At 59.9% G+C, this 11,764-nt stretch carries 6 protein-coding genes; all 6 read right to left on the bottom strand.

Annotated features, from left to right (window positions below; all coding sequences use genetic code 11):
* Positions 1–23: 23 nt before the first annotated feature.
* The 6 genes from OZX71_RS08595 to OZX71_RS08570 all read right to left on the bottom strand — a co-directional run bounded on the left by OZX71_RS08595 (position 24) and on the right by OZX71_RS08570 (position 11,727).
* Entirely contained in the window at positions 24–587 is a 564-nt protein-coding gene (locus tag OZX71_RS08595) for an FHA domain-containing protein (protein WP_277145992.1), read from the bottom strand.
* Positions 588–612: 25 nt separating this feature from the next.
* Positions 613–1,314: a DUF3662 and FHA domain-containing protein gene (locus tag OZX71_RS08590; protein ID WP_277145993.1), complete on the bottom strand. Its 702-nt coding sequence runs from the start codon at positions 1,312–1,314 to the stop codon at positions 613–615.
* A 787-nt stretch (positions 1,315–2,101) separates the two neighbouring features.
* Positions 2,102–4,606, bottom strand: coding sequence for a PASTA domain-containing protein (locus OZX71_RS08585; RefSeq protein ID WP_277160028.1), 2,505 nt, complete (start codon positions 4,604–4,606; stop codon positions 2,102–2,104).
* A 112-nt stretch (positions 4,607–4,718) separates the two neighbouring features.
* Positions 4,719–7,205, bottom strand: coding sequence for a PASTA domain-containing protein (locus tag OZX71_RS08580; protein ID WP_277160027.1), 2,487 nt, complete (start codon positions 7,203–7,205; stop codon positions 4,719–4,721).
* A gap of 114 nt (positions 7,206–7,319) precedes the next feature.
* Positions 7,320–9,815 (bottom strand): zinc-ribbon domain-containing protein, encoded by a 2,496-nt coding sequence (locus OZX71_RS08575; protein ID WP_277160026.1) that lies wholly within the window; start codon positions 9,813–9,815, stop codon positions 7,320–7,322.
* A gap of 121 nt (positions 9,816–9,936) precedes the next feature.
* Positions 9,937–11,727 (bottom strand): PASTA domain-containing protein, encoded by a 1,791-nt coding sequence (locus OZX71_RS08570; protein WP_277160025.1) that lies wholly within the window; start codon positions 11,725–11,727, stop codon positions 9,937–9,939.
* Positions 11,728–11,764 lie beyond the last annotated feature (37 nt).

Here is an 11,764-nt window from a genome sequence, read left to right as displayed (position 1 = left end):
TTCGAGGTATCTGACATTGGCGATCACCTCAACTCGAACGTTGTGGCGCCGATGCGTACGGGCACGCGCGCGGGCAGGACCACGGGCGAGGTGATGCGGCGGTGGTTGACGATGGTGCCGTTCGTGCTGCCGAGGTCTTCGATGGCCCAGGAACCGGAAGCCGGGTCCGCGTAGACCCGCGCATGTTGGGAGGAGACGAATTCGTCGTCCAGAACCACGGTGTTGGAGCTGGAACGGCCGAGGGTGATGGTGCCCTTGCTCAACGGAACGGACGAGCCGGCGAGCGGTCCGTCGATAATGGTCAGAAGCGTTGGTCTGGCATTGACGCCGGAACCGCCGGCCATACCCATCTGCATGCCGGGGTTGCCGCGGTGCGACGTGGCTACGGGGGCGTTGGCCATGGCCGGCATCGGGTTGGATTCGGCGGCCTTGCGCGCGCGGCGAGCGCTTTTGCGGTGCGACCACGATTTGTGCGGACTCAGCGTCTCAACGTCGCGTTTCAGCGAGCGCACGGCAAGCCATACGAATACCCAGAGCAGGGCGAGGAAGCCATACTTGAGAATCGCAAAGGTAAGTTCGGTAATCATAGAGGATATGCCTAGCGTCTGGCCGTTATTCCTGATCCTGCTGTGAAGCCCAATAGAGGATGCGGGTGTGGCCGATGGTGATGGTGTTGCCGTCGAGCAGGGTTGCCGCCGGCACCTGATGCCCTTCCACGTAGGTTCCGTTGGTGGAACCCAAATCGCGGGCGATGGTGCCGTTCGGGGTGATGTCGATTTCGAGGTGGTTGCGCGAGATTCCCGGATCGTCGATGACGATGTCGCAGCCGGAACCGCGGCCGACGATGGTCTTCTCTTTGGTCAGGAGGTATTGGTTGCCGTTGATCTCGAGCATCGGGCTGTCTTGCGACTGGTTCTCGGTGGTCACCGGAACGGCGTTGCCTTGCACGGACTCGCTGGTGAGCTTGAAGTTGCCCTTGCTCAGATCGAGGTCTTCTTCGAAGATGACCACGACAGGGCCGACGAAAGCGTAGTGCTGGCTTTTGGCGTACTGCGTGAGATTGTCTGCAAGCTCGTTGGCGAGCGTCTCGCTGCCCCACTGTTCGATGCGGTCGAAATCGGGTGTGCTCAGCTTGAAGCGGTATTCGTTCGGGGCGACGGTGCGGTCGCGCCCGACCGGCATGGCCTCGGCGTCGATCTCGCGTTCGAGAGCGCTGGAGAGGTCGACCGGCTGAAGGTCTTTCGAGCCGAATTTCGAGAAGACACCGTTCACGGCTCCCTCAACGCTTTTCTCAAAACGATCAAAAACGCTCATCGTAGCCCCTTTCTTATCAGCCACTATCTTACGCGAGGCCGCAAACGAGTTGCAATTTTCGGCCTAATCCGTGCAATTTCTTCATTGTGGGGGAAAGTAATTTGCTGGGATAGCCACGCACCAAACGTAAAGCGGGAGTCGGATTTCGCCGGCTCCCGCTTGAATCATCGAGCTACTCGAAGCTTTTGTCTTGAAGCCAGACACTTACCGATATTGTCAAGTTCCAAATCGGTATGAAGAAAATCATGCCGAAACCGCCACCGACACCTCTTGTGTCCGGCCCTGAGATATCAAGACAATGTCATTATCTATCAGCAACGGGAGGTTTGTCAAACCTGTTTCGCTGTCTTGTCGTTGAAAACACAGGAGCAAGAAAGTCGATTCTTGATTCTCGCAAAGACCGTTTTCGTCTTGCTCGAATGCGACAACTGATATGATTTTAACTGTACATTGGCGTACCTGAGAATTCGTCGATGCGCATGAATCATTGGCTATTCGAAGGGAGGTGAGCAATGCTTGCCCCTGGTGATCCTCGCGGTCACCACGGTTTCTGGTCACAGCTGTTCAACGTGCTGCTCTGTCTTGCGCAGAGAATGCCGATAAACAGGGTGTTTGCCGCATTCGTGATCATGATAACCGTAGTCGGCATCGGCTTCGCGACGATGTTACTGCTGACGTTGAGGGTTCTTTAGGATTCTTGTCAGTTGTGGACGTGAGCTAGATTGCCCGTCTTGCGTTTTGTTCGGCATAAATGAGATGCAAGACGGGCTTGACCCAAGAGGCGGCCCTATTCCTGCAGGTGGTAGACGGCATCGTCGGCGGGGGCAGAGTTCATGTGGTAGCCGATGAAATCGAGATAGGGACGGTCGGTTTTGGCCGCGGTCGCCGGGCCGTCGCCGTGGTCGAAACCGGGACTTGGCGACGGATCGTCTTTCGTGTACCAGAACGAGGTGTCTGCGTTTTTGAAGACGTAGATTACGTAGACCGGTTTTTGGATTTCGGCTTCGGATGCACCGCTGTCATAACAAAGCTGCATGCCCGTCCCGGCAGGGCATTTGTAGTCGCTGTCTGGGCCGTTGAACGTCAGATATGGCGAATTGCTCCAGTTCTGACGCGAGTCCTCGCCCCAGGCCTCCTTGGCCCCTGCCAGATGAATTTTGGTATCGTGATAATTTTTCATTCCGGTGAGGTTGCCGTCCTTGTCCAGCTGGAGGCACTCATTGGCATTGTTGCAGTATTTGCCTGCGATAAGCGATAGGTCGCCGTTCACCACGTCTTTGGTGATCTGGTCCGGGGTCGCGTTTTTGGCGTTGGGCTTCGGATCAGCCTTGTTGCCGCCCTTCGAAATCGTGAATTCGGGCAGCGAACTCCAGTCCGGCTGCGTTTCGTCGACGAGGTAGTAAGCGGTTTCGTCGCTGGGCGCGGGTTTGGTCGGCACCATCTTGCCGGGTTTGTCGGGCACGAACGGGTTAGTGGTTTTCAGGTTCGGCACATTGACCTTGGTGGTCTTGTAAAGGCTCTTGTCGCGGCGGATGAAGAACGGACGCGAGGTGTCGACGGGCTTCTGTTTCTTGGCTTTGGCGACGTAGGCCTTGTCGAAGTAACCGGAATCGACCACGCCCTTGACGTCCGAGCCGACGGGGAAGAAGACGTAATGGAGCTTCATTTCGTAGCTGGCTCCGGACATCGGCGAATCGAGGCTGCCGTAGTCCGGACCGGTTGACTGCCCGTTGACGCAGATACCCATAGGATCCCAACGGGCGATGCTGCCTGTTCCGCAGGTGATTTGGTCGATACTCTGGTCCATCAGTTCGAAGGCACCCTTGTTCTTGTAGAAGAGGTCGGCCTGTTTCGAAGGGTCGCCGGTGCTTCTCGACGCGCAACCCGGATCGCCGCCGTGCATGCAGAAATTGAGAGCGGTGCCGTATTTCCCGGGCAGCTCGGAGCTGGAAACGCTGGTATTGAGCAACGGAGTTCCTCCATCGCCCGGATTTTCGAGTGTGACTGTCTGGTCGAGATTGATGCAGGAACCGGCTTTGGTGCAATAGGTGCCGCCTACGGGCGCGTAGAACGCGTTGGCCACGTCGTCGTTGATGCTGCCTGGCCCGAAACGCACCGCGTCGTCCATGCCGCTGGCGTCGATGCCGTAGAAGAGGAAGAGATCGCCGCCGTTCGTCGCGCTGCCTGGTTTGGGCTGGGAATCGACGATCTTGCCAATCATCTTCTTGCTGGAGAAACGGGGAACGAGCGTGACATTGAAGCCTTTGCCGGCGTACTGCTGCTTGGCCTGGTCCTTGTTTTGGCCCACGACGCTGTAATCGACGCCGTCGCCTGAAGTCGCGACGCCGACGTTGATGCCGGTTTTGGCGTCGGTGACCGCCTGGCCGTCTGAAGGATAAGTGGTGAGAACGGTGCCCTCCTTGGTCTTGCTCGTGTCGGTTATCACTTTGTAATAATGTACCGGAACGCCCATTGATCCGAGGTTGTTGGTCACGTTTTGCACAGGTTGGCCGCTGGTGCCTTTGGGCACGCCGGGGCCGCCGGAAGCCAGGATGGTGATGGGCTGGCTGCTGGTGCTGTAACGTTTGTGTGCATCGATGCCGCGGTATTTGAGGAAGCTGCCCTTTGGCTTTGCCGAGAACGTTTTCTCTTTGACGGTTTTGAACCCGCGTTTGTGCAGCGATTTTTCGACGTCGGCGGCGGTGAATTCGTGGGTTTTCTTGGATTTGACTACTCCGAGCTCGGCGGGTGAGGGTACGGTTTTGCCGCCCCACATCTGCGCCTTGTAAGTGCCGAAGCCGACGATGGTGGCCACGAGCGCCACGACGACGATGGCTGCGATGGCGATGATCAGGGTCTTTTTGGTGTGCTTGCGGACCGCGGTTGCTGTGCCTGGGTCCGCGAAACCGGATGCTGGCTGGGTTTGTTGTGTTGGCTGCGCTGGCTGGGCTGGTTGTGCTGACGGCTGTGTTGGCTGAGCCGGAGCCGGAGTCGTGGCCATTGCAGGTGCTGGGCGTTGCGTCGTCTGCCGGTTGTCGGCGGGCATGCTGGCGTTCCTGTCGTTGGTAGGGGCGCTCGCGTTCGCGTTGCCGGGCAGTGGGATGGAAGGCATGGTGTTGTCGGCTGCCGGCTGGCTGATTTTGTTGGCGTAGTTGCCAGATGTGGTGTTGACTGCGGTCCCGTTGCTGCCGTTACCTGTCGTTCCGTGCGTCGCAGGCTGTGCGGTGCCACATGCCGTGCAGAACTGTGCGTTATCGTCGAGCTTATTGCCGCAATTCGTGCAGAATCTCATGATTGTTCTTCCTTGTTCGTCTTCTCTACTGCGGGGCTGCCGGTGGCAACGCGAAAATGAGTTGCCGGGAAACGTTCCCGTGTCACTGATTGGTCAGCTGGGCTGTTTCGCCTTATTTTGTCAGGTAGTAGACATCGTGATCTCGTGGTGAATCATTCATGTGATAGCTCAAGAATGAGAGGTAGGGCTTGTCTTTGGCCGGAGGCTGGTCCGGGTCGTCCCCAACTGCGAATCCGGGACTGGGATACGAGTTGTTGCCGTTATACCAGAATGAGGTATCCACGTTCTTGAATACATACATCATATAAATCGGCTTTTGGATATCGGCTTCGATCGCGCCGCTGTTGTAGCAGAGTTCCTCCCCGGTTCCCGCGGGGCATTTGTAGTCGCTGTCGGGGCCGATGAGGCTCAGATACGGTGAATTGGGAACGGAGTTGCGCGCGTCATCACCCCACTCCTCCTTTGGGCCGGCTAGGTGCAGTTGGCTGCTTGATTGGTCTTTCCAGTCCGACGGGATTCCTGTTACCGTCCCCTTCTTGTCCAGTTGCAGGCAACTGCCATCAGTCTTGCAATACTTTCCGGCTATCGGTGAGAAATCGCCCTTGCCTACGGCCGCGGTGATCTCATCGGGGGTGGCGTCCTTCGCCGGTTTGGTTTTCGTCTTTTGATTGGGCTTATGACCGGATTTTTTGTCGCTTTTGCTCGCCTTGGTGATGGTGAATTCCGGCAGCTTGCTCCAGTCGAGCTGGGGCTGGTCGACGAGGTAGTAGGCCGTCTCGTCGCTGGGTGCCGGCTTCACCGGTTCGAGCGCCGCCTTGTCGGGGTCGCGCGGGAAGAAGGACGGGGTGAAGGGATTGGGGTCGTTCAAGCTGGAGATGCTCACGCTGGTCTTTTTGTACAGCGATTTGTCGCGGCGGATGAAGAACGGCCGCGAAGTATCCACGGACTTCTGCTTCTTGGCCTTGGCGACCGATCCCTTGTCGAAGTAGCCGGAACCGACCACCTTCTTTACGTCGGAACCCACGGGGAAGTAGGTGTAGAGCAGTCCCATCTCGTAGCTTGCGCCGGTCATGTCCGGGAGGTTGTCGGTATCGACCGAGGCGTTCGGATTGCCGTTGACACAGACCGCGGGGCCGGAACCGGTGTTGGTTTCGTCGGTGTCTCCGCATTTGTAGCCGTAGGCCTCGTTGTACGGCAGCAGCTGGAACGCACCGGCCCCGTTGCCGTAGAGGATGCCTTTTTTGGGCTGGCAGTTGGGCTGTTGCATGGCTGCGCAGAAGAGGAGTGTGTTGTTGTTTTTGATGGAGACGGCCGAGGTGTCTTTGGGGTCTTCGGAGCTGGAGACGGTGGGCACGCCATTGGGCATATCGCTGTTATCCTCGTCGAGGTTGATACACTTGCCGTCTTTGGTGCAATAGGTGCCGGCCACCGGCGCGGCCGAGCCGACGGCTTCCTCCCTGACTGAGGGAGATGCGTGCTGCACCCAGTCCGAATCCGGGCCATAGACGCTGGTCATGCTCACGGCGTCCTTCATGCCGCTGGCGTCGATGCCGTAGTAGAGGGTCAGGTCGCCGCCGCTCGCGACGGAGCCTGGCTTGGGGTTGGAATCCACGATTTTGCCGAGCATCTTCTTGCTGGAGAACCGGGCTTTGAGCGTGACGTTGAAGCCGGCGCTCGCATACTGGCTCTTGGCTTTGTCCTTGGTCATGCCGAGGACGTCGTAGCCGATGCCGCCATCGCGTTTGGCCACGCCGACCTCGATGCCGGTTTTGGTATCGCGCACCGGCTGTCCGTCGGCGGGGTAGGAGGCGATGACCGTGCCCTCCTTCGGGCCGTGCTCGGAGACGACGATGCTGTAATAGTGCACCGAGACGCCCATCGATTCGAGGTTTTCGGTCACGTTCTGCACGGGTTGGCCGCTGGTGCCTTTGGGCACGCCGGGGCCATTGGAGGCGAGGATGGTGACGGGATTGTTGCCGGTGCTGTAGCGCTTGCCGGATTGGATGCCGCGGTAGTTGATGAAGCTGCCTTTGGGCTTGGCCGAGAACGTTTCGGTGACGGTGGTCTTGAAGCCTTTGGCGTGCAGGGATTTCTCGACGTCGGCGGCGGTGAACTCGTGGGTTTTCTTGGACTTGGCGATGCCGAGATCGGCCGGCGCCGGCACGGTTTTGCCGCCCCAGAGTTCGGCCTTGTAGGTGCCGAAGCCGGCGCCCGTGACGACGAGGATGGCCGCCACGATGGCAGCGATGATGATAATCAGGCGCTTTTTGGTGTGTTGGCGGACCGTGGTTGTTGTCGCGCTCGCCGCTCCTGCGATGGCAGTGCCTGCTGGAGCAGAAGTAGGGGTTGGCACAGGAGCTGTGGCCGGTGCCGGAACGGGAGCCGATGGCGTGCCGTTCACGCCGCTGCCGGGCAAAGGAATGGCCGGTGTGATGCCGCTGGCTGACGGGGTTCTGCCGGCAAAAGTGCCGCTGTTGTTTGCGAGCTCGTTGCCGCCGTTGTTTGCCGTGTCGTGCGTTGCGGGCTGGGCGGTGCCGCACGCCGTGCAGAATTGTGCGTTGTCATCGAGCTTGTTGCCGCAGTTGGTACAGAACCTCATTACCATCTTTCCCTCATGTCGATATTCTCTAAAAATATGATACGACCGACTTGCACCACGAAACCCGGCGGCGGGAAAGTTCGCGGCGCAAGTGGGTCTCGGCTTCGTCTGCCGTCATTGCTGCAGGTAGTAGACGGTGTCCTTCCTAGGCGGGTCCAACATGGAGGAGCTGTGGCTGTTCATGAAGAAGATGTATGGCATGGTGGTGGGTGCAGGCTTGCTTTTGTCGCCCTCGGCGTCCAGGAAGCCCGGGTTGTTCTCGCCGCTGTTGCCGTGTTGATACCAGCTTGAGGTGTCCGCGCCCTTGAAGACGTAGATCAGGTCGGTGGGCGTCGAGGTCATTTCGGGAATCGTGACGTCCGCGCACTGGTCGAGGCCCTTGCCGCCCTGGCAGCCGTATTCGCTGTCCGGGCCGCGCAGGTTGAGGTACGGCGTGCTGGATTTGGGCTTGTACGGGGTCCTCGTGCTGGCGACGTTTTCGGCGAGGGCGAGATGGCTGCCGTTGTGGACGGACAGCTCGTCCGCGCCGCTGATGCCGGTCAGGATTCCGGTGCGGCTGATGTGCACGCATTCCTTGGCGGTGTTGCAGTAATCGCCCGCGATTGGTCCGAAGTCGTTGTTTTCCAGCGCTTCGATGATCTGGTCCGGAGTGGAGTCCTTGGTGAGCAGACGGGGCTTATAGCCCTTGTTCGGCTTCTTGGCGGAGGAACCGGACTTGCCGGCAGCTTGCTTCTTGGGCGCCTTCGTGATGTCGAAATCGGGCAACGCGTCCCAATCCAGCGGGTCGTCGATCAGATAGTAGGCGGTCTCGTCGCTCGGGGCGGGCTTCATCGGCACGAGGGTGCCGTTGTCCTTTTTGTACATTTCGGGGATGAAGGGGTTTGGCGTGCGCATGTCGGGCACGTTGACGCTGGTGGTCTTGTAAAGGCTTTTGTCACGGCTGATCAGGAACGGCCGCGAGGTGTCCACTGCCTTCTGCTTCTTGGCCTTGGCCGTGGCGTCCTTGTCGAAGTAGCCGGAATCGACCACGCTCTTGACTTTCGAGCCGACCGGGAAGTAGACGTAGAGAGGGCCCATCTCGTAGGTGGCACCGCTCATCGAGGAGTCCGAGCCGTCGTACGGCACGACCTGGCCGGCCACGCAGCGCGAGCTTCTGGAGGTGCGGCCTACGTCATCGTGGTCGCCGCATTTGATCTGGTTCATGGCTGTTGCGCTCATCAGTTCGAAGGCGCCCAGGTGGCGGTAGTAGAGCTCGCCGTGCTCGCCGTATTCATTGCCCAGCGAACAGGCCGGGTCGCCGCCGGCGTGGCAGAAGGCGAGGTGGTCGTAAGGGTTTGCGATTTCAGAACTGGATACGGTGACGTATGGTTGATAGAGATCGCTGCCAACTGTGGTTTTGAGAGTGAGGCACTTGCCGGCGTTGGTGCAGTATTTGCCGCCGACGGGCGCGTTCAAGGACCAGAGGTCGATGACCTTGCCGTCGATCTTGCCGTATTCGTCCTTGACCGCATCGTCCAGTCCGCTGGCGTCGATGCCGTAGAAGAGGAGGAGGCCGCCGCCTTCCGAGGCCGTGCCCGGCTTGGGATAGGTGTCGACGATCTTGCCGACCATCTTCTTGCTGGAGAACCTGGGCATCAGCGTGACCAGCCAGGTCGGGGCCGTGTATTCCTTCTGTGCCTTGTCCTTGTCCATGCCGAGGACGTCGTAGCTGATGCCGTGGCCGATGGTGGCGACGCCGACGTCGATGCCATGGCTGACGTCGGTCACGGGTTTGCCGTCGGCCGGGTATGTGGCCACGACCGTGCCTTCCTTGTGCCGGCTCGCCCGAGCTATCACTTTATGATAATGGACCGGAACGCCCATGGATTTGAGGCTGTCGGCGACGTCCTGCACCGGTTTGCCTTTGGTGCCTTTGGGCACGCCCGGGCCGGCGGATACGGTGAGGATGACCGGGTTGCGTTTCACGTTGTAGCGCTTGCCCACTGTGACGTTGCGGTATTTGAGGAAAGTGCCCTTGGGCTTGGGCGAGAAGACCTGTTCGGTGACGGTTTTGAAGCCGCGCTCGTGCAGCGAGTATTCCACGTCGGCGGCGGTGAATTCGTGGGTTTTCGCGGATTTCTTCACGCCCAGATCGGCTATGCCGGGAATGGTCTTGCCGCCCCAGATTTCGGCTTTGTAGGTGCCGAAGCCGACGCCCGTGACCACCAGCACGACGGCGACGATGGCCGCGATGATGATGGTCAGCTTCTTTTTGGCCTGCGCCTTGGCGGCCGTCGTCACGGCGGCCGTTGCTGTTGCTGTTGCGGCGGGTGAGGCGGTGCCTGAGGCGACAGTCGAGGTAGACGGCGAAGTGTGCGGCAGCGGCACCTGGCCTCCGGCGGGTGCAGTGGGTGCAGGAACCGGTTGTGTGGAACCGGGGAGGGGCGGGATTGCGTTGTCTGCGGCCGCAGTGCTACCTGCAGTGCCCTTGCCGCTCGTGTTGGTATTACCGGCGGCGTTGCTCGTGGAACCAGCGCCTGCGGATTGCGCGGTGGGCGCCGGGGTGCCGCACTGCCCGCAGAACTCCTCGTCGTCGGCGAGCCGTTGCCCGCAATTGGTGCAGAATCTCATGTCCTGTCTCTCTTCGTGTTCGCCATTGCTCTCGTAATGGCTCTTTTGGCTTTTCTCTGTGGTTTATCGTCTATGCCATTGCGTCATACCGTGTCATATCGCCGTCCGACTCGCGTCTCCGCTACTTGCCGAGGTCGGGCAGCGAATCCCAGTCGAGCTGCGGCTGTTCGACGAGGTAGTAGGCCGTCTCGTCGCTGGGCGCGGGTTTGACCGGTTCGAGGGAGCTCTCCGCTCCTCCGTACGTAGGCAGGAAGGGATTGGGGGTGTCTATTTTACTGATGCTCACGCTGGTCTTTTTGTACAGTGACCTGTCGCGCCGGATGAAGAACGGGCGCGAGGTGTCTGGGGTCTTCTGCTTTTTGGCCTTGGCTACATAAGCCTTGTCGAAATAGCCGGAATCCATCACTTTGGACACGTCGGAACCCACCGGGAAATAGATATATAGCGGGCCCATCTGATGGGTGGCGCCGGTCGGATGATCCGCATATTCCTGGTTGTATTCCTCGGGTATCTGCCCGTTGTGGCAGGAGCTGCCCGCATCGCCCTCGACGAAGGTGCTGCCGCAGAAGAAGCCCGTCGAGTAGTTATAGGGCGCCAGCTCGAAGGCGCCCGAACCCTGCTTGTAGAGCGGCTTCTTGGTTTCGTTCATGTCGTAGCAGAAAGGTTGTTGGATGGCCCCGCAGAACAGCAGGCCGTGGCCGTAGTCATTCGTGTCCTTGAGGGGGTATTCGGAGCTGACGGTCGCAGGCATCGACGTATGGTCGCTTATGTCCGTGAAGTCGATGCACTCGCCGCCGTTGGTGCAGTAGCGGCCCTGAACCGGCGCCGCCGCACCTACGGGGTCGTCCTGCGAGCCATACAGGTCGTCGGACATGACGTTCTTGCCCTTTACCGCTTCGTCGAAGCCGCTGGCGTCAATACCGTAATACAATATGAGATTGCCGCCGTTCGCCTCGCTGCCGGGCCTGGGGTAAGAGTCGACGATTTTGCCGAGCATCTTCTTGCTGGAGAACCGGGCCCTCAAGGTGACGTTGAAACCGGCGCCTGCGTACTGCTGCTGGGCCTGGTCCTTGCCCATACCCACGACGTCGTAGCCCACCCCTTTGCCGGTTGTGGCGACACCGACCTCGATGCCGGTCTTGCCGTCGGTGACCGGCTGGCCGGGCGCGGGGTAGGAGGCGACGACGGTGCCTGGCTTGGTGCCTTGGCCGCCGACGATCACCTTGTGGTAATGGACGGGGACCTTCATCGAGTCGAGGGATTTCCGGACCTGTTGCACCGGTTTGCCCTGGGTGCCGCCGGGCACGCCCGGGCCGCCGGAAGCGACGAGGGTGATCGTGTCTTTGTGGGTGCTGTAGCGCTTGCCCGCCTCGACGTGGCGATAGCTGATGAAGCTGCCTTTGGGTTTGCCGGAGAATGCGTGCTTGGTGACCGTTTTGAAGCCGCGCTGGTGCAGCGAATATTCCACGTCGGCGGCCGAGAATTCGTGGGTGCCGGAGGCTTTCTGAAGGCCGAGGTCAGCCGGCGACGGCACAGTTTTGCCGCCCCAGAGCTGGGCCTTGTAAGTGCCGAAGCCCGCGCCGGCGATGACCAGCGCTGCGGCCACGATGGCGGCGATGAGGATGGTGAGGCGCTTCTTGCTGTTTGCCCCGGCCGCTGTGGTGATTGTTGAGGTTGCGGCTGTGGCTGCGGTTGCAGCAGTAGTTTGTCCGGTTCCCGAAGCCGCGTTGCTTTGCGGTTGTGGCGTATTGTGCGGCATCGGCGGTAGGGATGCCGCGGCAGAGGGTTGAGGCGCATTGCCATGCGGGGGTACAGCGCTGTTTGCGCTTGCCGAAGGAGCTGGGGCTCCGCAGTGCGTGCAGAATTTTTTGTCGTCGTCGAGCCGATGCCCGCATTGGTTGCAAAACTTCATCGTTCTCTCTTTTCTCTGCTTCTTGCGTCACTGCTCT

The organism is Bifidobacterium sp. ESL0764 (genome assembly GCF_029395515.1).
In the GTDB taxonomy this organism is placed as follows: domain Bacteria; phylum Actinomycetota; class Actinomycetes; order Actinomycetales; family Bifidobacteriaceae; genus Bifidobacterium.
Note: the sequence above shows the minus strand (reverse complement) of the source record. Positions and strands in the feature narration are given on the sequence as shown.